Raw genomic sequence first — 24,360 nt, 5'->3', positions numbered from 1 at the left:
AATTTAAATGGCTAAATCAAGGGGAAAAAAGTACCAAATCTTGGCGATGCAAAATCAATTTTTTAGAAAAAATTCCAAAAACTCACTTCAGCAGGATAAAGATTAGAAATTTAGTCACACGAAAAAAAGGAAAAAATTCCAATTAATTGGAAAATTTTCCTAAATCAAATGTTACGAAAATGAAATATTTAGGTCGTAACGCTCTATTTTCTTTCTCAAAGTCGATTCGTTGATGCAGGCAAGCATCGCCAATTCCTTGATTGATGAGACTTGTTTGCTGTATTCGAGAATCAATTTTTTCTCGTAGGATTCTATTTTATCCTTGAATGTGTTGCCGTCGTCGAATTTCGTGTAGAAATTGGAGATAAATTCCTGAACATCTTCTAGTTCTATCGTCTCTCCTTCGCTTGTGACGACAAGTCTTTCAATGATGTTTTCAAGTTCACGCACATTTCCCGGCCAGCTGTAGTTGATGATAAATTTCTTGCATCGAGGAGATATCGTCTTTTCTTCGTTGTAAAACTGGTTGTACTTGTTCAAGAACAAGTTTATAAGTGGAATTATATCCTCGTTTCTGTCCCTGAGCGAAGGCATTTTAATTGGAATTATATTGAGAAGGTAGAACAAATCCATCCTGAACTTGCCGTTGGCGATGTTCTTGTCGATGTTTTCGTTGGATGCGGCAATAACTCGCACGGTAGGGGATTTTTCGTTGTTATTTCTCATATTTTCCTTCATCTTGTTGAGCTCATAAACCAGTCTTCGCTGACAAGAAAGTGGCATATCGGCTATTTCATCGATGAACAGCGTTCCATTAGTCGCCTGTTTGATGAGCGATTCGTTGTAGCTGTTGTTGTCGTCAAAAAGTTCTGACTCGATGATGTTTTTTGGAATGGCAGAGCAGTCAACTTTGACAAATGGCTTGTCCTGCCTTAGGGAGTTGTCGTGAATGTATTTTGCAAACATTGTCTTGCCCGATCCAGCCTCTCCCAATATGAATATCGGAGTTTCCAGTTTGCAGATTCTATTCGCCAATTTCATCACTCTCTGCATTGATTTTGAGTTCGAGATAATCATATCTTCCTTCAAGAATTTCGAGTTGTATTTGGAAAGGTTTGTCGCCATAACGTTGTTTTCAATCAAGAGGTCTTGTAGGTTTAATGTCATATCCTTCAAAATCTTCGAGTCTTTGGTGAACACCACCACAGCTTCTAGTATTCCTTTTTTCATCATAGGAAAACCTGCTGCTATTACGACTTTGTCTTTGATATACTGAACGACTTCCTTCGGCTTTTTGGAATCTATGATGTCGAGGGCAACGGATGACGGAAATGTCCCATTGGCTACGAGGTCTCGCATATTTTTGCCAATCATTTCTTCTTTTGTGATGCCGTCTATTTCTTCTGCAAATTTGTTGTAGTAGAGCGTCGTTCCCTGTGGGTCGACAATATGTATGCCTTGATTTGATTTGTCCAACAATCTTATCAAGAAATCCTTGTTAAGTACGTTTTTTGTCATAACTCATCACCTTTCTTTAGAATTTAACATAAATTGTTAATTTTTATTATAATATATCATCGAAATTTTGCAAATCAATTTTTGCGAAATTTTCCACCGCAAATGTGCTATTTTATTTGAAATCATTTTGTGTGATATAATATAATATTGCTATAAAGTATGAAAGGTGACTAATATGGACGATTGTATTGCAGCTATTAGTTCAGCGACTGGCGAAGCGGGAATCGGTATTGTCCGAATGACTGGCGAAAGTTGTTTAGGTGTGCTTAATTCTGTCTTCAAAAAAATGAACGAAAATGCTGATATTATAAATAGAAAAATGACTTATGGCCACATTGTTGACGATAACGAAATCGTCGATGAGGTCTTGGTTTGTTTTATGAAGGCTCCTCACACATACACTCGTGAGGATGTCGTGGAGATTTACACTCACGGTGGTGTTGTCGCTGTGAGAAAAGTGTTGGAGGTTTTGTTGAAAAACGGTGCAAGGCTTGCGGAGGCGGGCGAGTTCACCAAGAGAGCCTTCTTGAACGGTAGGATTGATTTGTCGCAGGCTGAGGCGATTATCGATATGATTAAGGCGAAGACAGACAAGGCGTATTCGGTGAGTATGAAGCAGTTGGAAGGTAGCGTTAACAGAAATATCAAACAGTTGCGTGACAAGCTTTTGGATATGCTATCTCATGTTGAATATTCGATTAATTTTACTGAAGATATGCAGGACGAATTGGACAACACGCCGGTTTTGAATGAGGGCAAGGTTGTATTGGACAAGCTCAAAAAGCTTTCTGAGAGCGCCAACAGAGGCCGAATTATCAGAGATGGAATCAACACTACCATAATCGGAAAGCCCAATGTGGGCAAATCTTCTCTGTTGAATGCGTTGTTGAAGGAAAACAGAGCCATCGTCACGGATATTCCAGGCACTACTCGCGATGTGATAGAGGAATACATCGATTTGAACGGCATCAGCCTCAAGATTAACGACACCGCAGGTATCAGGGATACTGAAGATGTCGTGGAGAAAATCGGAGTCGAGAAATCCGTATCTTTTATTTCGGATTCTGATTTGATTATTGCGATTTTCGACAGTTCGAGGGAGTTTGACGATGAGGACAAAAAGATTTTAAATTTGATAAGAGATAAAAAGTCCATCGTTTTGTTGAACAAGATTGATTTGGAATCTGCGTTTGATTTCGATGAAAACTTGGAGAATATGGAGGTTATTCGCACTTCCATCAAGCAAAACGAGGGGATTGAGGATTTGGAAAACAAGATTATAGAGATGTTTAATGATGGATACATTGAGGCTAACAACGACAATGTCATCACCAATATTAGACACAGAGATATCATCAACAAGGCGATTAGCTCATTGGAGAGTTCACTAAATGATATGGAAAGTGGCGTTCCGATAGATTGCTTCGAGGTTGATTTGCGTAACGCTTGGGAAATACTGGGAGAAATCACAGGCGAAACTGTGGACGACGATGTGTTGAACAAGATTTTCAAAGATTTTTGTATAGGTAAGTAGAATGGATAGATTATATTATGAAAATCCCTACGATGTTGTAGTTGTAGGTGCAGGCCACGCAGGTTGCGAGGCGGCGTTGGCTACGGCGCGTTTGGGATTAAAAACAGCGATTATGAGCATTAGTTTGGATTCTGTGGCAGATTTGCCATGCAATCCCAACATTGGAGGAACCGGAAAGGGTCACTTGGTCAAAGAAGTCGACGCGTTGGGCGGCGAGATGGGGATTGTCATCGACAAGACATACATTCAGTCGAGGATGTTGAACACTTCGAAAGGACCTGCTGTTCACTCGTTGAGAGTTCAAGCGGACAAGAGAAAATACCACGATGAGATGAAAAGCGTGTTGGAAAACCAAGACAACTTGGATTTGATCGAGGCTGAGGTAGTCGATATCGGACTCGAAGACAATAAAGTGAAATCGGTGACGACTGCACAGGGTGCGATTTTCCCGACGAGAGCAGTTGTTCTAGCCACAGGAACGTACCTAAAGGGGCTCGTGATGATGGGTGAGTATACTTACGAGTCAGGGCCTCACGGGATGAAATCATCGAAGAAATTGTCGGAGTCATTGAAGAAGTTGGGAATCAATCTCAGAAGGTTCAAGACGGGAACACCTGCGAGAGTTCACCGCGACAGCTTAGATTATGACAAAATGGTAGTTCAACCGGGAGACAACGAGGTAATTCCATTTTCGTTTTTGAATGATGGCAAGGATATTTCTAAAAAACAAGAAAACTGTTACTTGACATATACTACGCTTAAAACAAAGCAAATAATCGAGGATAATTTGCAAAGGTCGCCGATGTATGCTGGAATTGTCAAGGGCGTTGGCCCTCGCTATTGTCCTTCAATCGAGGACAAAATCGTGAGATTTTCGGAAAGGGACGAGCATCAAGTTTTTGTCGAGCCAGAAGGATTGAGCACAAAGGAAATGTACGTTCAAGGTGTGTCATCGACTCTACCGGAAGAAGTACAAAAAGAGATGTATAAGACCATAATCGGCTTTGAAAACGTGAAATTTATGCGCAGCGCCTACGGAATCGAGTACGATTGCATAGATCCTACGATATTAAAGAGGACATTGGAGCATTTGGAGATAAATAATTTATTCTTCGCAGGACAAATCAACGGTTCAAGCGGATATGAAGAAGCTGCCGGTCAGGGAATAATCGCAGGAATCAACGCTGGTATGAATTTGCTCGGCAAAGAGCCTTTTGTACTGGACAGGTCGGATGCCTACATCGGTGTGTTGATAGACGATTTGGTAACCAAAGGCACAAACGAGCCTTACAGGATGATGACGAGCAGGTGCGAATACAGATTGACATTGAGACAGGACAACGCCGATTTGAGATTGACGGAAAGAGCGCACGAAATAGGTCTTGCAAGTGACGAACGATACGAGAAAATGCTTCAAAAGAAAAAGACAATCGAGGACGAAATTGAGAGGTTGTCGAACGTGATGGTCACTCCGACAGAAGAAACAAACGAAAAACTCAGAGCTTTGGATTCATCGGAGCTAAAAACGGGAATCACTTTGTTGGATTTGATAAAAAGACCGGAATTGACTTACGATAAGACAGAAGAATTTGACTCAGAAAGACCTGAATTGCCGAGGTATTTGAGGTTACAAGTGGAAACTCACATCAAATACGAAGGCTATATCGCTAAGCAAATGAGCCAGATAAAACAGTTTAAAAAGCTTGAAAACAGAAAACTCGATGTGATTAGCGACTACCACGAAGTCACGGGACTTTCCAACGAAGCTGTGCAAAAGCTCAACGACATTAAGCCGGAATCTCTCGGACAAGCCAGCAGAATAAGCGGAGTCAGCCCGTCAGACATCAACGTGTTGTTGATTTATATGGAAACGAGGAAGAAATAATGCCACTAAAAGAAACGCTTTTGAAATACGACATCGAACTTGACGACAATCAAATACAACAACTCAACACTTATATGAGCTTAGTTCTCGAAAAAAACAAGGTGATGAACTTGACCGCCATAACCGATGAAGAAATGTTTCACGTGAAACATTTTGTCGATTCGTTGTACGTTTTAAATCTGTTTGAATTTGAAAAAAACAAAACAATTATCGACGTAGGAACGGGTGCCGGATTTCCAGCGATACCATTAAAAATAGCGAGGAACGATTTGGACTTCACGTTGCTCGACAGCCTGAGAAAAAGAGTTGATTTCTTAAAAGATGTAATAAATGAACTGAAACTCACTAATATCAACGCCGTTCACGAAAGGGCAGAGGAATGCACGAGAACAAAACAGTACAGGGAGGCTTACGACTACTGTATTTCCCGTGCAGTTTCGAAACTCGACACATTGTCCGAGTATTGTCTTCCATTTGTAAAAGTCGGAGGATATATGATTGCTATGAAGGGCAAATCCGACGAAACAGATGTGGGAACTAACGCCATCAAAATTCTCGGAGGAAAAATCGAAAAGACAATTGATTACAAGATTGACGGCGAAGACAGAAGTCTAGTCGTGATTAAAAAAATAAAAGAAACTCCAAAAAAATATCCAAGAGGAGCTGGCAAACCAAAAAAGAATCCTCTTTGATTTTGAAAATTAACTAGAGTGCATTTAAGATGCACTCTTTTTTCTTTTATAAAATGTTTCACGTGAAACTTTTTTCTCGGACGAATTAAGTGATATAATTTAATTGAGAAAAAACAACTCTCTGAGAGGCGATTTAAGAGGGGTAAAATCAAAAAAAGGTATTATGATATGGAGGAAATATGAAAGTTCAAATAATAGCCGTAGGGACGGAATTACTCTTGGGAGACACTTTGGACACCAATTCCAACTACCTTTCCATCAAAATGAAAGAGCTCGGATTCGATTTGTATAAAAGAGTGGTGGTCGGAGATAATTACGAAAGATTGCACAGAGAAATAACAGAGGCTTTGCAAAACAATGACCTCATTATAACCACAGGAGGTCTCGGACCAACGGAGGACGATATCACCAAGAAATGCTGCTGTGATTGTCTGGGCAAGGAAATGGTGATTAACGAGGAAAGCTACCTTCGTCTCCGCAAATACTTCAACGAGGATGAAAATGCGATTGAAACAAACATCAGCCAGTGTATGTTTCCCGAAGATGCGATTGTATTTGAAAACAGAAATGGCACATCGGATTGTGCGTTGATAGAAAACAACGGCAAAATGATACTTTTTATGCCGGGTCCACCAAGCGAGATGAAGGCTTTATACGAAAATCAGGTTGAAGATGTTTTGAAAAAATACGCGAGTGACTGCATTTTATCGGAGACGTTGAACATTTCAATCTTGGGTGAGTGGGATATGAATGAAAGGGTCAAGGACATTATCCAATCGTCAACAAATCCTACGGTCGCCCCTTATTTCAAGAAGAACAAGAGAATATTGAAGATTACAGCGAAGGCAGTGGATAAACAAACAGCAATTCGTATGATAGATGAAAAGAAGAAAACACTACGAGAAAGGCTTGGCGTGTATGTATTTGGTGAAAACGACGAAACGATTGAACAGTCACTGTACAAAGTTTTAAAGGAAAACGACTTGACTATAATGACTTCCGAGTCCATAACTGGAGGAATGATTGCAAGCAAGCTCGTTAACGTTGCTGGTATAAGCGATTACTTGAAAAGGTCTTTGGTTGTCTACTCAAATGAGGCAAAGATTGACTTGCTGGGAGTAAAAAAACAGACGATAGACACTTGCGGCGTCGTGAGCGAAAATGTTGCAGCGGAAATGGTTCAGAGAATGTTCGACAAATTCCAAGTGGATTGCGCGATATCTACCACGGGCTACGCTTCAGGAGAAAATGCCGGTCTTGTCTACATCGGTTTAGGATACAAAAACGAAATAAAAACGCTAAAATTACAGCTTTACGGAGAGAGAAATAAAATAAGAAACAGGGTTTCTAACAGAGCAATCAGCGAGCTTCGCCTTATGATTTTGAAAAATGTTTCACGTGAAACATTTTAGCATATTATTTGTGCTATAATATTTATGGAAGGAGCTGTAAATTTGAAAACAATATGTGTATTTAATCAAAAAGGTGGAGTTGGAAAAACGACTACTGTTGTTAATTTGTCAGCAGCTCTTGGCTTGAAAGGCAAAAAAATACTCGTTGTTGACTTGGACCCACAGGGAAACACGACTTCTGGATTTGGAGTTAACAAGTTTGAATTGTCAAAAAGCGTCTACGATTTGATGGTTCACGATGAATTTGACGAGGATTTTATATTGAACACGGATGAAGAAAATGTCGATATAATCCCAGCGACATCGGATTTGTCAGGCGTTGAGGTCGAGCTTATAAATTCAAATAACAAGGAAAAGGTGTTGAAGGATATACTTTCTAATGTAAAAGGATATGATTACTGCTTTGTAGATTGTCCTCCATCATTGGGCACGTTGTCCATAAACGCTCTAGTGGCGGCGGATTCGGTTTTAATCCCTATCCAATGTGAGTTTTACGCACTTGAAGGGGTCAGCCAGCTTATGAACACTATCAACTTGGTGAGAAGTTCGCTTAACGAAAACCTTGAAATAGAAGGCATCTTGATGAGTATGTTTGATGGTAGGAACAATCTAAGCTTGGAAGTGGTTGAAGAAGTTAAAAAATACTTCAAAGACAAGGTGTTTACGACGATGATACCTCGCAATATTAGATTAGCAGAAGCCCCAAGCTATGGAATGAGCGTCATTCGTTACGACAAAAACTCCAAAGGAGCCATTGCTTACAAGAGATTAGCGGAGGAATTTGTATAATGGTTAAGAAAAAAGGATTGGGCAGAGGGCTTGATGCCCTTATTCCACAAAATATTATAGATACGACAAGTTCAGATTCGATTGTCAAAATCGAACTATCCAAAATAATCAGGAGAAAAGACCAACCGAGAACTTATTTTGAAAAAGACAAGATTAATGAACTAGCGAACTCAATCAAGGAATACGGGGTTATTTCGCCGATTATTGTCAGGAAAAAGGGCGACAAATACGAGATAATCGCCGGTGAGAGAAGATTTTTGGCGAGTACGCAAGCTGGTTTGACCGACATTCCCGTAATTGTCAAGGATATGGAGGACAAAGAAGTCAGGGAAGTCTCACTCATTGAGAACATTCAACGTGAGGATTTGAACGCAGTCGAAGAAGCCGAAGCTTACAAGAGTTTGATGGAGAGCTATGAGTTAACTCAGAAGGAGTTGGCGGACAAATTATCGAAGTCAAGGTCGTATGTGGCAAACACATTGAGATTGTTAAACCTGGACGACACATCGCTAGAACATCTCAAAAACAAAGAGATTACATCTTCTCAGGCGAGGAGTTTGCTTGCGATTGACGACACGAAAAAGAGAAGAAGTCTTCTCAACAAACTGTTGACAAAGAAAACCAACGTCAGAGAAATCGAAAAAGTTTCGAAAAGCGAAGACCCATTTTTGATGGATTTACAAAATAGATTTGTAGAAAAATTCTCAACAAAGGTCAAAATCAAGCCGATGAGAAAAGGTGGAAAGATAGAAATAGAATATCTATCGAATGATGATTTAGAAAGGATTATGGAGGTATTAGAGCTATGATGTTTATGGATCAAACATTAGAACAATTTATTGACAATGTTAACTCAAAGGAACTGCCAGGTGGAGGTTCTATCAGTGCGTTGACTGCACTTTTAGGTGTTGGAATTGGTAATATGAGTTTCTACTTAACTGAAGACAAGAAGTCTTTCAAAGCATTGGACGAAGAAACTCAACAAAAAATCAAAGGTCATGTAGCTAGACTCACTGAAATCATCGAGGAATTGAAGGGTAAAATGGTTGAAGACACTAAAAGCTTCGATGCAGTTCTTCAAGCTTACAAATTGCCAAAAGAAACAGAAGAAGAAAAAGCTTACAGAAAGAAAATGATTGCTGATGGTTACATCATCGCGACAGAATCGCCAATGTCCTCAGCGAGAGTTATGATGGAAGCATTAGAATTGATTAAACAAATATCTAAATACATCGATAAATATGCAATAACAGACTTGTTGGCAAGTGCATATTTATTACATTCCAGTATGAAATCTGTTATGTTGAATGCGAAGATAAATATGAAGCAATTAGGTGATAGTAGCAAAGTTTCCGAAGAAATAGCAACTCTTGAAGATAAATCAGAAGTTCTATTGAGAGAAGTTGAGGAAGTATCTTACAAAAAAATCGGAGAAGTATAATGACTTATTTTGACAATGCTGCGACGAGCTTTCCAAAACCGGAGGTTGTTTACAACAAGCTCGATGAAGCAATGAGGGAATTTGCCGCAAATCCTGGCAGAAGCGGACACAAGTTGTCGCTTAAAATGGACAGGGCTATTTTCAACTCTAGGATGAATATAGCTGAATTTGTCGGAGGCACGAACCCTCTTAATTTGATTTTCACATTGAACTGCACAGACAGTTTGAACACGGCAATAAAGGGCCTCGTGAAAAAGGGTGACCACGTCATAACGACATCGTTGGAGCACAATTCAGTTCTAAGACCACTTCACAAGATGCAGGAAGATGGATTCATCGACTTGACAGTTGTCTATGCCGATGAACGTGGGATTTTAGATGTGAAAAAGGTTGAAGATGCTATCACCGACAAGACGAGAGTTTGTGTGACGACAGCGATGAGCAACTTGACAGGAACTATTGTCGATTTTTGCAAAATCGGTGAAATTATGCACGCTCACAATATTTTATACATCGTGGATGCCGCACAGGCGATGGGATATTTGGATTTCGATATGAAAAATATGCCGATAGATGTGTTGTGCTTTCCTGGCCACAAATCGTTATTTGGACCTATGGGAACAGGTGCGATGTATATAAATGATGGAATTGATATCAAGAGTTTGAAACAAGGTGGAACGGGGTCACATTCACAAGATTTAGACCAACCAATAGAATACCCGGACAGACTTGAAGCAGGGACTATAAACGGTCCTGCAATCTACGCACTTTCTGCCGGTGTTGACTTCATCAGAGAAGTTGGCTTGGAAAACATCAGAGACCACGAAAACAAGCTAAAAGATAGATTTATAAATGGCCTGAAGGACGAAAAGGCAATCACAATGTACGGAAGCTTGGATGAGCATCAGGGACCAGTTGTGCCTGTCAATGTCGAGGGAATCGGTTCGAGCCAATTGGCATACATCCTAGATGACAAGTACGATATTGCAACGAGAGCAGGTCTTCACTGCGCACCTCTTGCTCACAAGACCATTCACACACAAGATATCGGTGCAGTGAGGTTTTCGTTTGGACATTTCAACACGGAAGAAGAAGTGGACAAGGCAATCGAAGCGTTGAAGGAAATCAACAGAGGAGAAAAAGATGGGGCAATCTAGTGCTGTCAACACTATCTTGATTATTTTAATGGTGCTAGTAGCGTTAATTTCTGTGATTAATTTTCGCAAAATCAACATCGTCAACAAGAAAGTCAACAGGGTAAAACGAAGATATGACGCACTTTTTAGGGCACAAGACGAGGACATCGAGGATATTTTAAATCAGAACTCGACTGATATCATCGAAAATCAGAAAAAGATTGAACAATTGACGAAGACTGTCGAATCTGTGGAGACTTTGCAATCAATGTCGCTTCAAAAAATCGGACTTGTGAACTACGACGCATTTGAATATTTGACAAACAAATTGTCGTATTCTCTTTGTCTGTTGGATGCAAACGACAATGGTTTGATAATAACTTCGATTTTCGGAAGAGAACAGTCTACAAATTACATCAAGATAATAACAAACGCAAAGTGTAGCGAAAAATTGAGTCAAGAGGAGAATGAAGCCTTGAAAAAGGCTTTGAATTAATAGTTAAAGCAATAAAAGTAATAAGTTGAGAAAAGGGGAAAAATGGATATATTTGAATCATTAAAATCAAAAATTTCAGGGAAAAATCTAAAAATCGTGTTTCCTGAAGGAGAAGAACCAAGAATTTTGAGAGCGGTAGCTAGATTGAACGAAGAAAAGATAATAACTCCAGTTGTTCTTGGTGATGAATCAAAAATAAAAGAGCTAGCAGAAAAAGAAGGGTTAAACATAAACGAAGTCAAGATTGTCAATCCACTAAACGCAGGTGATTTCGACGAAAAAGTTCAACAATTTGTCGAAAGACGTAAAGGGAAAAACACAGAAGACCAAGCGAAGACTATGTTAAAAGATGTGAATTACTACGCAACGATGATGCTTTACAATGGCGAAGTTGACGGTCTCGTATCGGGAGCGGTTCACTCGACAGGTGACACTGTCAAGCCTGCACTTCAAATCATCAAGACAAAACCGGGCACAAAATTGGTGTCGGGTGCTATGATAATGATTGGGCCAAATGGTGAGAGATACTTGTTTTCGGACATTGCAATCAACATCGAATTGACAGAAGAACAATTGGCGGAAGTTGGAGTTGTAAGTGCAGAAACTGCGAAGTTATACGACATAGACCCAAAAGTTTCCTTCCTTTCATTCTCGACAAAAGGCTCTGCAAATCATCCATTAGCACAAAAGGTTGCAAATGCGACGAAAATCGCACAAGAAATGGCACCGGAACTACCAATTGACGGTGAAATGCAGTTTGACGCATCAATTGTGGAATCAGTAGGAAAACAAAAAGCGCCGGATTCGAAAGTAGCAGGTCATGCAAATGTGTTTATTTTCCCAGATTTACAAGCAGGCAACATCGGCTACAAAATCGCACAGAGATTGGGCAAATTCGAGGCGATAGGACCAATCTTGCAGGGAATGGCAAAGCCTGTCAATGATTTGTCCCGTGGATGTAACGAAGAAGACGTCTACAAATTAGCCATCATCACAGCTGCTCAGGCATTGTAAATTGAAAAAATAGTCTGTTATCACTAATAACTTTTATAGTATTCTTGTTATTCTCGGGATTTCTGGTTGAAATCACGCTATGGGGACAAAATTTCACGAGAATAATGCTCGTTGCTTCGAGGCATCTTGTTAGTGGTGACATGATTTTCGGCAGAAAAGGTGACATCTTTGAATGAAGTTGTATTGATAGCCGGTGGCACTGTGTCCACAACGGCAATCGCAAAACACTTCAGGGAATTTGGACTTAAAAAAGTGTATATGCCGCTGATGTTTATAATAATTATACATTTGGCATATACATTATTATACAAAAACAAATCAAAGCAACAAAGATAGGTGTGTGCCTATCTTTGTTTTTAAGGGGAAAAATGGAAGTAGTAGATTACTTGTATATGTTCTTCTTTTATGCGATTTTTGGATATGTGTGGGAAGTAATCTGGGTCAGTTTGAACGAGAAAAAGCTCACAAACAGAGGGTTTGTGTACGGGCCAATCCTGCCGATATACGGCTTCGGAGCGGTATTCATAACGCTTTTTGTCGACAAAGCAATATCCAGATTTAGCGATTCACTCATCGTAATCTTCACTTCAGGTCTTGTTATCGCGACATTTCTCGAACTCGTCAGTGGAGCTACGATTGAAAAAATATTCAAAGTAAGATACTGGGACTACTCTAAGAGGTTTATGAACTTCAAGGGCTTGATTTGCCTGCGTTCGTCGATGTTTTTCGGAGTAATGTCGATACTTATGGTCAGACACACCAACATTTTCATTTATAACTTGCAAAAACAAATTCAACACAGCAACTTTGCTTTCGTGATTTACGTTCTAACGGCTGTTTTTGCTGCTGATGTGGTGGTTTCTACAAGACAAGCGTACGGATTTAGAATTTTGATGCAATACCACGAGAAAGTCGATTCGTATTTGAAGGAAATTCAAAAAGAACTCATGGAAAAAGCTCAGCAAAATTCCACAGAATTGGAACGCAGTATTTCAGAAATCAAGAGCGCCATCAGAGAAAAAATCGACAACAAAAATATCCGACAATCCTTCATATCGAACAGCAAAAAAATCCTCGATGACAGGATAAATCGCGAGACTGAGATTAAGCAAAAACTCAAAAAATTTGTCGAAGATAGGATTGATGACCTCGACAGATTGCAAAAAATCGACAACAAAATTGATTCTGTCTACAACAGAAGAATAAGACGAATCAACAGACACCACAAAAATATCGAGAAAATCGCCAAGAGAAACAACATAACATACAAAAGATAAAATCTCCACTGCAATCGAGTTGATTGTGTGGAGATTTTTTGATTCTCATTGTTCATAGTATTTGATTATTTCGTCGGCACAAACATTCGAGTTCACGTTGTCAACCTTCAACTCGAAGTCCTTTTTCTTGACGGCGTAGTTTTTGTCGTAGTATTGCACTATAAGAGTTCTTATAATGTCATCGTAGTCTTTTTCTTCGAGTTTATCCAACAAAATATCGGAGTTGGCCTTGCCGATGTATTTGGACAAGTATTCTATGCCGATTTTGATGTCGGGGATTGATTTTTCGCTTTGCAGGTAGTCATTTTTGATTCTTTCGATTCTCTTGTCAATCGAACAATTCACGAATACTTGGTGGGCGGAATTGTTGTAGGCTTGGCGTAGGTCTTTGACGACGTTGATGGTGCCAATCTTGCTGCTCTCGCTTTCGACAAACACGAGCTTTCCGTCAAACTCAGTGAACTTTTCATAAAGAAGGCTCTCGAACATTTTTTGCGAAGGCTGTTTGCCAAGTCCTGCGTTGCCGAGGATTGAGCCACGGTGATTTGCGAGTTTTTCCAAGTTCAGCACATTGTGTCCTTCTCTTTCGAGAAAATCCAGAATCTCCGTCTTTCCGACGCCCGTGAATCCGTTGATGTTGACGTATTCGTGCGATTTGATTTCTCGTTCAAGAGCGGATATTACGAATTTGCGATACGCCTTGTAGCCGCCTTTTAGCCTGTAAATTGAAAGCCCCATAGATTTCAGTATGTTGAAAATTACGCTACTTCTCATCGAACCTCGTTGGCAAAAAAGACACACGTTGTGATTTTCCGACAGGTCACGGATTTTAACATAAAAATCCTCCAACTTGACAGAAGCGTATCGAATTGCGAGCTCCTTCGCCTTCTCGTGGTTTCCCATATCGTAAATCGTCGAGATTTCGACTCTTTCATCGTTGTCGAGAATCGGCATATTGATTGCGTGAGGGATGGTTTCAAGATTGTATTCGTACTCACTTCTCACATCTACAAATATTAAATTTTCAAGCTTTATAATTTCCTCGTATGTATTTGAAACGAACATATTACCCTCCAAAATACTAATTATACACCTTTTTTGCATATTAGAAAAGATGTTGACACAAGTTCAGTGAAATATTCTATGACCAATCTCAGAAATACAAACAAAGTAGCAACAAATATAAATATATGACTCATAGACAAAAAATTATAGTATAATCAAGTTAACAAAAGGAGATGGTATGATTATGAAAAATACTTCTAATATTTGCAAATGGTGTTTGGGAATAATTTTCGCATTTATCGCTATATGTGTATTAAAAATATGCGTCTTTAGTGATTACATCGCAGAGTACATAACAGCCAAGGCGCTACCTTTGTCAATAGTGTCAGTGGCTATATCTATTCTGTTTTTCGCCGTAGTGTATGAAAATAAAAAGTAGATTTAGGAAAATTGTTCTAGTCATTGTAAAAAGTGAGTTGGGGTGCAAACCCTGACTTTTTTTGTTGCAATAGATTAAAAAAAGATGCCACCTACAAAATATAGATAGCATCCATTTGCAATGAATTAAAATTTAAAATAATATCTAACCAGCGCCAATAAAAACAAGTGAACCGGATAGAATAGATAGTTTACCAATTTGTGCTGTCTGCCCTTTTTCCCGTTGTAGCAAACCGTCATAAAAAATCCCAAGCACGAGTACACTTCTTTGATAATCGACAAATATCCAAGTCCAGCCGAGATTACAGGCTTGTCGTAGAAAATATAGAACAAATACGCAAGTACAATCGCGTTGTAGTCGTAGTCGAGACTTAAAAGCATCGCCAAAAATCCGAAGGCGATTACAATTACAATCGACACGAAATACCAGAAAATCTTGTTGGTGATTTTTGATTTCAGATAATCAATCAGCCAAATTGTCACCAAACACAACGCCAAAGTGAACATCATATTGTTCCAGTACGGGTCGAAAAACACCTTCGAGGTGAACATATCGAAAGGCACTTCCGAAATAATTGCGAATACAAGCAAGTTGCGAAGATATTTCAACCTATCGTGCGTCTTGAAAAACCCCTCGACAATGAAAAATATAAATATAGGAAATGCAATTCTTCCCAATATAGATAAAAAGTTCGATACATAAAGTAGCCATCCCTTACCTGTCAGAAAATGCGTGACGATGGAGTTGTTCACGTGGTCTATCAGCATCGACAAAAATGCAATGTATTTTAACTGTGCTGCGTCAAATATTTGAATTTTTTTTAGCTTTTCGTTCTCAAATCTTTTGTTTAAATCCATAAATTCCCCCTTTTTGTTGAATACAATGTATCATACTATAAATCGAAAAAATTGGCAATATATTTACAAAAATTTACAAATAAAATCGTAAATTTTAAAAAAAATGAAACATTTCCTCTTAAAAAAACATAATACGAATGAAAATTGAAAATAAAAATACTAGTAAATTTTGCATATTTGTTAGTACGCCAACAAAAACTTTAATATGTGTTAGTGCGCTAACTTTTTTTTATCAAGATATATGGTTTAATAATAGTATAAGGAGGGTGCTTATGGAAAAAGATATTTTGATTGTTAGTAATAATAGTAGTGTAATTAACAAATATCAAAACAGTATTGAAGTCAAAGGGGAATATTTGGATGTGTTATATAAAGTAAGAGATCTCACACATTTGGGATATTCTTTGGTGACGCATCCTCTAGCTGCATCCATCAGGATGTTTTATTCTCCGGTTAGAAGCGTTGTGTTGAAGAAGGGATTTTCGGAAAAATCCATCGAGATTATCGAAAACTCCATCACAACTTATCAAAACACAATGGGAGAAAGAAAACCAGACTACCGAAATAATGACGATTATTGCGTGTTGGATGCGGTCTTACTTAAAGAAGGTATAGAGAATTAGAGAAGGAGTAGGTTATGAAATTAGAATATCAAAATTGTTTGATAGAAGATGTTAAGTTTTCAGATGTGACTAAAGTTGAAAACAAAACACTTTTTATCAACAAAGATGAGATGATTGATTTTTTGAAAGACGTTGATTTTGTAACGGAAATCGATATAGACATTGCAAAACCGGGCGAAAAGACAAGAATCATTCCAGTTAAAGATTGTATCGAGCCTAGATTTAGAGTTGGCAGAACTAACAAAACACCAGGCGTTACAGGAGAAATCGAACAACTTGGTGAAGGTATCACTAAGATTATGAAAAATGTCGCTGTAGTAACTGTCGGTGATGTAGTTGGTTTCCAAGAAGGTATCATCGATATGTGGGGAGAAGGAGCTGATTATACTCCATTTTCTAAGACATTAAACGTTGTTGTCGATATAAAAGTTGAAAAAGGCATCGAACCACACGAACACGAAACTTGCGCAAGACTTGTTGGTTTGAAATCGGCTGAGTATTTGGGATACGCTTTGGAAAATGTAAAAGCTGACAACAGCGAAGTATTCGAAATAAAAGACATAAAGACAGAATCAGAAAGACTTAAAGATTTGCCAAGAGTTGTCTATGCACAAATGATGATAGCGCAAGGTCTACTTCACGATGTTTACATTTACGGAGTAGATGTTAAGAAGATTCTTCCTACAGTTCTTCATCCTAACGAAGAATTAGACGGAGCTGTTGTAAGTGGTAACTGCGTAGCTGCTTGCGATAAGATTACAACTTACCAACACCAAAACAATTCAGTTATAAAAGAATTATACAAGGAACACGGCAAGACTATCAACTTTGTCGGAGAAATTATGGTTCCAGAGCTTACTACTTTGGATGGTAAATTCAGAACTTGCGATTACACTGTAAAACTTTGCAAGATGTTAGCGGCAGACGGAGTTGTTATATCAGAAGAAGGATACGGAAATCCAGACTCAGACTTGGTTATGATTTCATCGGGATTGGAAAAAGCTGGTATCAAATCAGTTCTAATCACTGACGAATGTGCTGGTTGGGCAGGAGATTCTCAACCATTGGCAGATGCTAAGAAAGAAGCATGTGCAGTTGTATCTACTGGAAACGTATCACACCTTGTTCACTTGGATAAACCAGACAAGATTATCGGTAGTGTTGAAGCTATCAAGAACTTAGCTGGTGGATGGGATGGATGTTTGGATGAAGAAAAAGGAACAATAGTATGCGAACTCAACGCAGTTACTGGTTCTACATCTGAAATAGGATTCCACAATCTTACAGTTAAGCTTTACTAGGAGGTTATTATGAAGAGAATATTATACTATGTAAATCAGTTTTTTGGACAAATAGGTGGAGAAGACAAAGCTGATTATGAACCTCATTTTGAAGAAAAACCTGTAGGTTGTGCACAAGCCTTCGACAAGGCTTTGGTAGACGGACAAGTTGTAGGAACAATCGTCTGTGGTGACAACTACTACAACGAACACAAAGAAGTATCAGACAAATTCATACTAGATGTATTTGAAAAAGTAAAACCAGACATAGTCGTAGCAGGACCTGCATTCAACGCTGGTAGATACGGTATGGCTTGTTCGGGAGTTATCAATCTATTAAAAGACAAAGACGTTCCAATGGTAACAGGAATGTACAACGAAAACCCAGCAGTTGATATGTGTAGACTTAACAGCTACATCATCTTGACAGCTGATTCAGCAGCAAAAATGAAACAAGCCATCAAAGAAATGGCAGCATTGACTAATAAAATAATCGAAGGCAAAAAGCTTTCTCCAAAAGAAGACGGATATCTTGCACAAGGAAGACGTTTGACAGAATTTTCTGACAAAATCGGAGCTAGACGTGCAGTTGAAATGCTTCTCAAGAGATTCAACAACGAAGAATTTGAAACAGAACTTCCAATGCCAGAATTTGACGAAGTTGAACCAGCAGCACCAATCGCTGATATGAGCAAAGCTACAATCGCACTTATCACAACTGGTGGTGTTGTTCCTGAAGGAAACCCTGACAAAGTTCAATCGGCATCAGCACAAAAATGGGCGAAATACGATGTCAGTGATTTGGACGAATTGAAGGGCAAATTTGTCACAATCCACGGAGGATTTGACCCTGTATACTGTAACGCAAAGGCAGACAGAGTTGCTCCATTAGACCAACTTACAAGACTTAAAAAAGAAGGCGTTATCGGAAATGTGTTCAAATATTTCTACACTACAACAGGAACTGGAACATCTGTAGCAAACGCCAAGAGATTTGGTAAGGAAATCGGAAAAGAATTGAAGGATGCCCACGTTGACGGCGTTATAATGACTAGTACCTGAGGTACTTGTACACGTTGCGGTGCAACGATGGTAAAAGAAATCGAAAGATATGGTATCCCTATAGTTCATATGGCTACTATAACTACAATTTCACAATCAGTAGGAGCAAACAGAATTATACCTACAGTCGCAATTCCATATCCAGTTGGTAATCCTGAATTACAATCTCGTGAAGATGGATTGAGAGAAGAATTAGTAGAACGTGCAATTAAAGCTTTAGAAACTAAGGTCGACAAACCTACAATATTTAAATCTTAATAAAAGCTTTTTAGCTTTTATTAAGATTTTAAAAAGAAAGGAATTGCTATGAATGAAAAAATAAAAATCTCAAAAGTAGTCAATTATGCAGGAGCCTTCATAGCTTTGCTAATAGGTTCTGGATTCGCAACAGGTCAAGAGTTAATGCAATTCTTCTCATCCTATGGGCTTGTTGGATTAATTGGAGTGTGTATTTGCTTTTTAGCTTTAGCTTTTGTAGGAGTACAATTTGTAAAATACGGCTTTGAAGAAAAATTCGACAATCCTAACGACATATACAAACATATTTGTGGAAAAGGTTTGGGAACATTCTACGATTATTTCTCAATATTTTTCATATTCTTATCATTTACAGTAATGATATCTGGAGCTCAGGCAACAGCAGTTCAACATTACAACGCTCCACCATTTGTAGGTGGAATTGTACTAGGTGCATTGGCAATAATAACGGTTATGTGTGGGCTAAACAGAATTGTAGATGTTATTGGGAAAATAGGACCTGTGATAGTTATATTGGCTATATTAGTAGGATTAATTTCAATAGCTAAAAATATTTCAAGCTTAGGTTCTTCACTAGAAGCGTTGAAAATTTTTGTGGAGAAAAAACAGATTAATCAAGCATCAAATTTTGGATTTGTGGCTTCAGCATTGTCATATGTAGGTTTTTGTATGTTGTGGTTAGCTGCATTTTGTGCAACAGTTGGGAAAAATTCATCGAATTTAAAAGAAACTAAGTACGGACAAATTCTAGGCGCAGCAGGTTTTTCGCTAGCAACTATTATAATGGCATTTGCTATATTATTATCTATAAATGAAGTTCATAGTTCACAAATACCTTCATTAATACTAGCAAGTGATATTAATCCGTTGTTTGCAAACATTTTCTCGATTTTTATAATTTTGGGAATTTACACTACAGCAGTACCACTACTATGGACTGTAATTGCAAGATTCTTTGAAGAAAATACTAAGAAATTCAGAATGGCAACACTTATTATCGGAGTTTTGGGAATGGTAATTGGCCTTTTACTTAAGTTCGATATTTTGGTAAAATATGTATATGTACTAAATGGTTATTTGGGCATAATTTTATTGTTTATTATGGTGATAAGAGCTATAATGAAAAAATAAAAACATATTACCTAGGAAGTGTGGAAATGGCTAGAATATTAGATTTTAAACTATTTGATAATATATCTGAGAGAACAAAGAATGAATTACTTAAATTAGATTTTTTTTCTAAAAACTATGAATCAGGCGAAATGGTTCTTAGCAAAGAGGAAGAGTTAAATTATGCAATGTTTATCGAAAAAGGTTGTTTGAAAGCCTGCGAATACACAATAAACGGAAAGGAAATAGTGTCCTCATATTATCTTACGGGGGACGCTTTTCCCTTTTATTTGTATTTTGGGCATACTCGTGAGTTTCCCTACGATGTTTACGCAACCAAGAAGACGAAGGTGTATTTCTTGCCTTTCAAAGAGTTCGAGAAGATTATGGACACGGACATTGTACTCACGAAAAACATCTTGAAATTTGTAGCGGAATACACTTGTTTCAACAAACTCGTCATAAGAGCGACACAGTATTCGAAGGTGTCGCAGAGACTTGCGTATTGGATTCTTCACTTAGACGAGGTGGATTATTTGAAGCTTCCGACATCTCAGACTATGCTAGCAGATATCCTTCGTGTAAACAGGCCGAGCTTGAACCAGGAATTGAAGAAGTTTGCCGATGACAAGGCAATTTACATTGAAGCGATGGAAATTCACGTCTTAAACAGGGATTATTTACTCAAAATAATTGACTAATTTATCTATCGAAATTAACAAAACAAAATGTTTTTTAGCTAAAATTATACTATAATATTGTTATGGAGGAAAGTATGGAAACCATAATAGTTGTTATGTTGATAGCTAAGTGCTTGATGGATTTCTATTTGAAAAGATTATCCATCAAAAACATTGGCGTGTTTGTGTTGATTTCGGTTTTTTTGTGTGCGATTTTCCGCATAACGGATACAAAATCAAACTACAACTTTGCACTGCTACTTGGGTCTATTGATATGATGGTTGATGATTTCAAAGCTAACGAGGTGTACTGGATTAATTGTATATTTTTCATTCTGTGTAGTATTGTAGTTTCTATATTTTCGAGATTTTATGTTACGAGTTTTCTGATTTTATTAATTCCTGCGATTTTCAATTTCGTGACGAAGGACAGATTTATGGGCAGCGTCGATTCTCTTATTATTCTGGGGCTTGGTATGAGTAAAAATCTTACAGACTTAGTAAATTTCATTTTTTATCTTGGAATTATAAGTGGAATCAGGGCGTTGATGTTTATTATAAGAAAAGAAGCGAACGAGGAGATTGCATTTGTTCCCGTGATTTGGTCTTCTTTTTTGTTGTATGTGGTGATGGGAAATGTTTTTAATTTGTAGGACAAAGAGAAATGCGTTTACTTTGCTGGAAGTGTTGGCAGGGCTGTTCATTATTTCGGTCGTGATTATGGTTTGTGTGATAAAATACGACTTCAAATCAGATATTAATTGCAGAAACGAAATCAACACTCTTCTAAGCGATTTGAAAACGGCGAGGAGCGTTGCGATGAACTCCGGAAAAAGTCTGGAATTTAAGTTAAATGATGGCACCTACGAGATTTCTGACAAGAACAATTCTGAGGTTTTCACAAAGAGGAGTATCAAGTACGGAAAATTGTACTACACAGACGGCAAGTATTCGAAAACTCGTGTTTTTATTGCGGATTCTTCGGCACCGTCCGGATTTCCAAAAATCACCTACGAAAACCACAAATCTAAAATACACATCACTTACAATATTGCAACAGGAAGTGTGAGAAAATATGAAGAAAAAAAGTAAAGGATTCACTCTGCTCGAGGTTTTGTTCGCGCTTTTATTGGTGAGCCTGTGCGTCGTAGTCTACTATCCACAGTTGAAGAATGCGCTTGTTTTGCAGAAAAAGGCAAACACCGAAAGAATCGTTCTGCACGATTTGGACAACGCCATCGAGAGCTTGAAATCGAGTGACGATGTGGACAAATCTATTTTGAGCGAAAATTCCACGGTCAATGTCAAAAAGACCAATCATAACGGTCTAATCGAGGTAGATGTATCGGTGACAAATGGAGATGTTACGAGAAATGTGTCGTTTTACAAACAAAAATAAGGCGTTTACGTTGTTGGAGGTTATGGTGAGTTTGTTCATCTTCTCCATCATTTTGGCGGTGATTTTCCTGTCGTTCAGGGCGAATTTCAAAATAATGAGCCAAAGCTTTGAATCCAAGGACAGGCTCGATGATACAAGTCACACAGCCTACTACATAAAAAGAGAAATAGAACAGTCTTCTTGTGTCTACTTCGATGATTTTAAATGGCGAGATAGTGACAAATCGCTCGGATTTGTGCTCGTAAAAGACGACAAGATTTACAAGCAACAAGCCTACACCTACGTGTACTACGCACTAAAAGACGGCGATATTTACAGATACACATTCACCGATAAAAGAAGTTTCGACAAAATAAAAAACAGCGAATCGCCATCTCGAATCTCGAAGAACTTATTGAGACAAAACGTCGCCAATTTCAGCGCAACACATGATGACAAGAATATTTACATCACAGAAGACAATGAGAAATTTGTAGTCTACATCGGAGAAAAATTAAAATGAACAAAAAATCCAGAGCATTCATAAGCGTGTACGCAATGCTTATGATTTTCGTCGTTGTTGTCGTGATATCGTTCGTTTTGATTCAAGTGACAAACATAAGAAAGACGAACGCATACAAGTACAATTATTTGAACGCCAAAGCGAGGGCGTACTCTGCCGTTCAAATCATAAACGCAAGAAAGCTTTTAGATGACAAATTAAAACAAAATTACAGCGGATATTACAGTCTGAAAATCGACGAGCTCAACTACATCTTCCAAGGCGACATCTACAACGAAGATGACGGTAAAATCAAAAAATTCAGCTTCTTGACGTATTTTCCAAACAACAAAGGCTCGTATGTGAACACGACGATGAAATACAAGAGGGCGGATTTTTTCAAAGACAGGGTCGTATCCGACAAAAAAATAGATGAAGTTTATGACGAATTTAAAGGCAATTACAAGAAAATTGACTTCGAGGAGTGCTTTTTGTACAGCGTAGACAACTCGACGTTTGTCTGCGACAAAAAGAAAGTAGATGAAAAACTAAGAGAAATTGAGGAGAAATCATCCGACAAAAAACAAGACGAACAACCCACTCAGGGCGAAACGTCCGAGCAAGGGAAAATTGACGATGAATTTCTCAAAAGCCTGGTTGTCTTTTCCGAAAAGGCAGACAACATAATCGTCGATTCAAACAAAATCTACATCTACAACGACATCAAAGTGTCGGGGATTTTTGTCGACAAAAACAATATTTTCTACGCAAAAACCACCGGTGACAACTTAAAAATAGAGGTGGATGGACTTTTGCTACTTAAAACACAGACGGCTGTAAACTACACAGTAAAAGGCGAATATCTGTCAATCGAGCCTGCGACAATCAAATTCACAGAAGATGACAGCAAATTTAAAACCAACAAATACGAATTTGTTTGCAGCTATTTCAACTAGACAATACATTTGAACAACTATGTGTACTTGTTGTATAATATATTTGATAAGTAAAAAGGGAGGGTTTGCTTATATGACAAAATTTAATAAATACGACGATATGAAGAGCAAACGTTCCAAATATCGCGATGATTTTTTTGAAATCATAGAATTTATGGGAGAAACACTGGAACTTCCCATAAATAAATTCAAGAATATGAAAAACGGATTGCTGTCGATGACAATCGTAGCCTTCATAATAAGCGTGTTTTTGGACTACTACTCCAGCTTTGACATCAGCCGATACATATCGGGAAACGAAAAAGTTGGAACTATATATTTCGCAATAAGGTCGTTGTTCATATTCGTCTTGGCTATAATAAAATTCAAAATAATCTACAGAGTCGCCAACATATTCTTCTTCAGTGACAAGTGGAAAATAGACGAAAAATACAGCGTACTTTTCTTGGTGATGTTGCAATCGGCATTCTCAATGGCGTTTTATCCATTCGGAGTCTACATTGTAATACTCGAAGCATTCATAATGCTGTTGTTTTTCTTGGCGATGAACTACAACTTCCTACTACTAAAAAAAGTCAACTACGTAATAGTATCATTCGTGTCATTGTATATCGGATTGAGATTTGTAAGATTGTTGCTCTACAACATAATAGTCAACTACGTAGAAAAAAGCGGAATGATTAACCTATAAACAGACGTCCACGAGAGTGGGCGTTTTTTAGTGGGAAAAATCAAAAAGGCAGGCACAAATGCCCACCTTCTTGAATAGAGAATTTTAAATGAAATGGTTAGTTAGCTAATTTGTACGATATTATAGTAATAAAACATAAATACCTCTGATTGTAAAAAATTTAATTAACTATCATTGTAAAAATCATTTTGTTTTCCAATTGATATTATATATATATTCTATCATAGATTTTTGTGTTTATTTATTGGAATATCTTATAAATAACACGCTATTTATAAGCCTGACAAATAAATTAAAATAATGGGTATAAATAAAAAAGAGGTGA

The 24,360-nt window shown here is 38.0% G+C and carries 27 protein-coding genes; 24 read left to right on the top strand and 3 right to left on the bottom strand.

Features of this window, described 5'->3' with window-relative positions; genetic code table 11:
* Positions 1–171: 171 nt before the first annotated feature.
* Positions 172–1,518, bottom strand: a complete 1,347-nt coding sequence (locus Q0X02_RS00535) for a sigma-54-dependent Fis family transcriptional regulator (RefSeq protein ID WP_297809956.1) — start codon at positions 1,516–1,518, stop codon at positions 172–174.
* A gap of 175 nt (positions 1,519–1,693) precedes the next feature.
* Here Q0X02_RS00535 and mnmE point away from each other — a divergent pair, with 175 nt between their 5' ends.
* The 12 genes from mnmE to Q0X02_RS00475 all read left to right on the top strand — a co-directional run bounded on the left by mnmE (position 1,694) and on the right by Q0X02_RS00475 (position 13,194).
* A complete protein-coding gene (gene mnmE, locus Q0X02_RS00530) occupies positions 1,694–3,052 on the top strand; it encodes a tRNA uridine-5-carboxymethylaminomethyl(34) synthesis GTPase MnmE (RefSeq protein ID WP_297809954.1) in 1,359 nt (452 codons plus the stop codon).
* A 1-nt stretch (position 3,053) separates the two neighbouring features.
* On the top strand, positions 3,054–4,937 hold the full coding sequence (gene mnmG, locus Q0X02_RS00525) for a tRNA uridine-5-carboxymethylaminomethyl(34) synthesis enzyme MnmG (protein ID WP_297809949.1): 1,884 nt from the start codon (positions 3,054–3,056) through the stop codon (positions 4,935–4,937).
* Entirely contained in the window at positions 4,937–5,629 is a 693-nt protein-coding gene (rsmG, locus tag Q0X02_RS00520; protein ID WP_297809946.1) for a 16S rRNA (guanine(527)-N(7))-methyltransferase RsmG, read from the top strand. The genes mnmG and rsmG overlap by 1 nt, the downstream gene beginning before the upstream one ends.
* 179 nt (positions 5,630–5,808) lie before the next feature.
* Positions 5,809–7,041 carry a competence/damage-inducible protein A gene (locus tag Q0X02_RS00515; protein ID WP_297809943.1) on the top strand — a complete coding sequence of 411 codons (1,233 nt, stop codon included), beginning with the start codon at positions 5,809–5,811 and terminating at the stop codon, positions 7,039–7,041.
* 42 nt (positions 7,042–7,083) lie between these two features.
* Positions 7,084–7,830, top strand: coding sequence for a ParA family protein (locus tag Q0X02_RS00510; RefSeq protein ID WP_297809940.1), 747 nt, complete (start codon positions 7,084–7,086; stop codon positions 7,828–7,830).
* On the top strand, positions 7,830–8,639 hold the full coding sequence (locus Q0X02_RS00505) for a ParB/RepB/Spo0J family partition protein (protein ID WP_297809937.1): 810 nt from the start codon (positions 7,830–7,832) through the stop codon (positions 8,637–8,639). The genes Q0X02_RS00510 and Q0X02_RS00505 overlap by 1 nt, the downstream gene beginning before the upstream one ends.
* Positions 8,636–9,271: a cyclodeaminase/cyclohydrolase family protein gene (locus Q0X02_RS00500; RefSeq protein WP_297809933.1), complete on the top strand. Its 636-nt coding sequence runs from the start codon at positions 8,636–8,638 to the stop codon at positions 9,269–9,271. Before Q0X02_RS00505 ends, Q0X02_RS00500 begins: the two co-directional genes overlap by 4 nt.
* A complete protein-coding gene (locus Q0X02_RS00495) occupies positions 9,271–10,428 on the top strand; it encodes an aminotransferase class V-fold PLP-dependent enzyme (RefSeq protein ID WP_297809930.1) in 1,158 nt (385 codons plus the stop codon). The genes Q0X02_RS00500 and Q0X02_RS00495 overlap by 1 nt, the downstream gene beginning before the upstream one ends.
* Complete coding sequence (locus Q0X02_RS00490) at positions 10,415–10,903, top strand: DUF4446 family protein (RefSeq protein WP_297809927.1); 489 nt, start codon at positions 10,415–10,417, stop codon at positions 10,901–10,903. Before Q0X02_RS00495 ends, Q0X02_RS00490 begins: the two co-directional genes overlap by 14 nt.
* Before the next feature lie 42 nt (positions 10,904–10,945).
* On the top strand, positions 10,946–11,917 hold the full coding sequence (pta, locus tag Q0X02_RS00485) for a phosphate acetyltransferase (RefSeq protein WP_297809924.1): 972 nt from the start codon (positions 10,946–10,948) through the stop codon (positions 11,915–11,917).
* 168 nt (positions 11,918–12,085) lie between these two features.
* Positions 12,086–12,253 carry a hypothetical protein gene (locus Q0X02_RS00480; protein ID WP_297809921.1) on the top strand — a complete coding sequence of 56 codons (168 nt, stop codon included), beginning with the start codon at positions 12,086–12,088 and terminating at the stop codon, positions 12,251–12,253.
* Between the two features lie 32 nt (positions 12,254–12,285).
* Complete coding sequence (locus Q0X02_RS00475; protein ID WP_297809919.1) at positions 12,286–13,194, top strand: putative ABC transporter permease; 909 nt, start codon at positions 12,286–12,288, stop codon at positions 13,192–13,194.
* Between the two features lie 45 nt (positions 13,195–13,239).
* Here the strand turns inward: Q0X02_RS00475 and mnmH are convergent, their stop codons facing one another.
* Positions 13,240–14,259 carry a tRNA 2-selenouridine(34) synthase MnmH gene (gene mnmH / locus Q0X02_RS00470; RefSeq protein ID WP_297809916.1) on the bottom strand — a complete coding sequence of 340 codons (1,020 nt, stop codon included), beginning with the start codon at positions 14,257–14,259 and terminating at the stop codon, positions 13,240–13,242.
* 178 nt (positions 14,260–14,437) lie between these two features.
* Between mnmH and Q0X02_RS00465 the strand changes: the two genes are divergently transcribed.
* Positions 14,438–14,638: a hypothetical protein gene (locus Q0X02_RS00465; protein ID WP_297809913.1), complete on the top strand. Its 201-nt coding sequence runs from the start codon at positions 14,438–14,440 to the stop codon at positions 14,636–14,638.
* A 125-nt stretch (positions 14,639–14,763) separates the two neighbouring features.
* Here the strand turns inward: Q0X02_RS00465 and Q0X02_RS00460 are convergent, their stop codons facing one another.
* On the bottom strand, positions 14,764–15,495 hold the full coding sequence (locus Q0X02_RS00460; RefSeq protein WP_297809910.1) for a TraX family protein: 732 nt from the start codon (positions 15,493–15,495) through the stop codon (positions 14,764–14,766).
* A 272-nt stretch (positions 15,496–15,767) separates the two neighbouring features.
* Here Q0X02_RS00460 and Q0X02_RS00455 point away from each other — a divergent pair, with 272 nt between their 5' ends.
* The 11 genes from Q0X02_RS00455 (at position 15,768) to Q0X02_RS00405 (ending at position 24,035) form a co-directional block, all read left to right on the top strand.
* Positions 15,768–16,118: a GrdX family protein gene (locus tag Q0X02_RS00455; protein WP_297809908.1), complete on the top strand. Its 351-nt coding sequence runs from the start codon at positions 15,768–15,770 to the stop codon at positions 16,116–16,118.
* A gap of 14 nt (positions 16,119–16,132) precedes the next feature.
* Positions 16,133–17,419, top strand: coding sequence for a glycine/sarcosine/betaine reductase component B subunit (locus Q0X02_RS00450; protein ID WP_297809905.1), 1,287 nt, complete (start codon positions 16,133–16,135; stop codon positions 17,417–17,419).
* A gap of 9 nt (positions 17,420–17,428) precedes the next feature.
* On the top strand, positions 17,429–18,718 hold the full coding sequence (locus Q0X02_RS00445) for a glycine/betaine/sarcosine/D-proline family reductase selenoprotein B (protein WP_297809902.1): 1,290 nt from the start codon (positions 17,429–17,431) through the stop codon (positions 18,716–18,718).
* A gap of 48 nt (positions 18,719–18,766) precedes the next feature.
* Positions 18,767–19,849: a hypothetical protein gene (locus Q0X02_RS00440; RefSeq protein WP_297809900.1), complete on the top strand. Its 1,083-nt coding sequence runs from the start codon at positions 18,767–18,769 to the stop codon at positions 19,847–19,849.
* Positions 19,850–19,875: 26 nt separating this feature from the next.
* Positions 19,876–20,529 (top strand): Crp/Fnr family transcriptional regulator, encoded by a 654-nt coding sequence (locus Q0X02_RS00435; RefSeq protein WP_297809899.1) that lies wholly within the window; start codon positions 19,876–19,878, stop codon positions 20,527–20,529.
* Between the two features lie 74 nt (positions 20,530–20,603).
* A complete protein-coding gene (locus Q0X02_RS00430; protein ID WP_297809897.1) occupies positions 20,604–21,161 on the top strand; it encodes a hypothetical protein in 558 nt (185 codons plus the stop codon).
* Complete coding sequence (locus tag Q0X02_RS00425; RefSeq protein ID WP_297809895.1) at positions 21,145–21,600, top strand: prepilin-type N-terminal cleavage/methylation domain-containing protein; 456 nt, start codon at positions 21,145–21,147, stop codon at positions 21,598–21,600. The genes Q0X02_RS00430 and Q0X02_RS00425 overlap by 17 nt, the downstream gene beginning before the upstream one ends.
* Positions 21,584–21,907, top strand: a complete 324-nt coding sequence (locus Q0X02_RS00420) for a prepilin-type N-terminal cleavage/methylation domain-containing protein (RefSeq protein WP_297809892.1) — start codon at positions 21,584–21,586, stop codon at positions 21,905–21,907. Before Q0X02_RS00425 ends, Q0X02_RS00420 begins: the two co-directional genes overlap by 17 nt.
* Entirely contained in the window at positions 21,864–22,409 is a 546-nt protein-coding gene (locus Q0X02_RS00415; protein ID WP_297809889.1) for a type II secretion system protein J, read from the top strand. The genes Q0X02_RS00420 and Q0X02_RS00415 overlap by 44 nt, the downstream gene beginning before the upstream one ends.
* Positions 22,406–23,344, top strand: a complete 939-nt coding sequence (locus tag Q0X02_RS00410) for a hypothetical protein (RefSeq protein ID WP_297809886.1) — start codon at positions 22,406–22,408, stop codon at positions 23,342–23,344. The genes Q0X02_RS00415 and Q0X02_RS00410 overlap by 4 nt, the downstream gene beginning before the upstream one ends.
* Positions 23,345–23,417: 73 nt before the next feature.
* Entirely contained in the window at positions 23,418–24,035 is a 618-nt protein-coding gene (locus Q0X02_RS00405; protein WP_297809884.1) for a hypothetical protein, read from the top strand.
* The last annotated feature ends 325 nt before the right edge of the window (positions 24,036–24,360 follow it).

Origin of the sequence: uncultured Finegoldia sp., from assembly GCF_947252345.1 — a bacterium.
GTDB lineage: Bacteria > Bacillota > Clostridia > Tissierellales > Peptoniphilaceae > Finegoldia.
Note: the sequence above shows the minus strand (reverse complement) of the source record. Positions and strands in the feature narration are given on the sequence as shown.

Bases quoted from the DNA above. Each gene is read 5' to 3' on its own strand.
- Q0X02_RS00460 (WP_297809910.1), bottom strand. From the start codon at position 15,495: ATGGATTTAAACAAAAGATTTGAGAACGAAAAGCTAAAAAAAATTCAA.
- Q0X02_RS00500 (WP_297809933.1), top strand. From the start codon at position 8,636: ATGATGTTTATGGATCAAACATTAGAACAATTTATTGACAATGTTAAC.
- Q0X02_RS00515 (WP_297809943.1), top strand. From the start codon at position 5,809: ATGAAAGTTCAAATAATAGCCGTAGGGACGGAATTACTCTTGGGAGAC.
- Q0X02_RS00450 (WP_297809905.1), top strand. From the start codon at position 16,133: ATGAAATTAGAATATCAAAATTGTTTGATAGAAGATGTTAAGTTTTCA.
- Q0X02_RS00455 (WP_297809908.1), top strand. From the start codon at position 15,768: ATGGAAAAAGATATTTTGATTGTTAGTAATAATAGTAGTGTAATTAAC.
- Q0X02_RS00420 (WP_297809892.1), top strand. From the start codon at position 21,584: ATGAAGAAAAAAAGTAAAGGATTCACTCTGCTCGAGGTTTTGTTCGCG.
- pta (WP_297809924.1), top strand. From the start codon at position 10,946: ATGGATATATTTGAATCATTAAAATCAAAAATTTCAGGGAAAAATCTA.
- rsmG (WP_297809946.1), top strand. From the start codon at position 4,937: ATGCCACTAAAAGAAACGCTTTTGAAATACGACATCGAACTTGACGAC.
- Q0X02_RS00435 (WP_297809899.1), top strand. From the start codon at position 19,876: ATGGCTAGAATATTAGATTTTAAACTATTTGATAATATATCTGAGAGA.
- Q0X02_RS00495 (WP_297809930.1), top strand. From the start codon at position 9,271: ATGACTTATTTTGACAATGCTGCGACGAGCTTTCCAAAACCGGAGGTT.
- mnmG (WP_297809949.1), top strand. From the start codon at position 3,054: ATGGATAGATTATATTATGAAAATCCCTACGATGTTGTAGTTGTAGGT.
- Q0X02_RS00410 (WP_297809886.1), top strand. From the start codon at position 22,406: ATGAACAAAAAATCCAGAGCATTCATAAGCGTGTACGCAATGCTTATG.
- Q0X02_RS00430 (WP_297809897.1), top strand. From the start codon at position 20,604: ATGGAAACCATAATAGTTGTTATGTTGATAGCTAAGTGCTTGATGGAT.
- Q0X02_RS00415 (WP_297809889.1), top strand. From the start codon at position 21,864: ATGGAGATGTTACGAGAAATGTGTCGTTTTACAAACAAAAATAAGGCG.
- Q0X02_RS00425 (WP_297809895.1), top strand. From the start codon at position 21,145: ATGTTTTTAATTTGTAGGACAAAGAGAAATGCGTTTACTTTGCTGGAA.
- Q0X02_RS00440 (WP_297809900.1), top strand. From the start codon at position 18,767: ATGAATGAAAAAATAAAAATCTCAAAAGTAGTCAATTATGCAGGAGCC.
- Q0X02_RS00505 (WP_297809937.1), top strand. From the start codon at position 7,830: ATGGTTAAGAAAAAAGGATTGGGCAGAGGGCTTGATGCCCTTATTCCA.
- Q0X02_RS00535 (WP_297809956.1), bottom strand. From the start codon at position 1,518: ATGACAAAAAACGTACTTAACAAGGATTTCTTGATAAGATTGTTGGAC.
- Q0X02_RS00475 (WP_297809919.1), top strand. From the start codon at position 12,286: ATGGAAGTAGTAGATTACTTGTATATGTTCTTCTTTTATGCGATTTTT.
- Q0X02_RS00490 (WP_297809927.1), top strand. From the start codon at position 10,415: ATGGGGCAATCTAGTGCTGTCAACACTATCTTGATTATTTTAATGGTG.
- mnmH (WP_297809916.1), bottom strand. From the start codon at position 14,259: ATGTTCGTTTCAAATACATACGAGGAAATTATAAAGCTTGAAAATTTA.
- Q0X02_RS00405 (WP_297809884.1), top strand. From the start codon at position 23,418: ATGACAAAATTTAATAAATACGACGATATGAAGAGCAAACGTTCCAAA.
- Q0X02_RS00465 (WP_297809913.1), top strand. From the start codon at position 14,438: ATGATTATGAAAAATACTTCTAATATTTGCAAATGGTGTTTGGGAATA.
- mnmE (WP_297809954.1), top strand. From the start codon at position 1,694: ATGGACGATTGTATTGCAGCTATTAGTTCAGCGACTGGCGAAGCGGGA.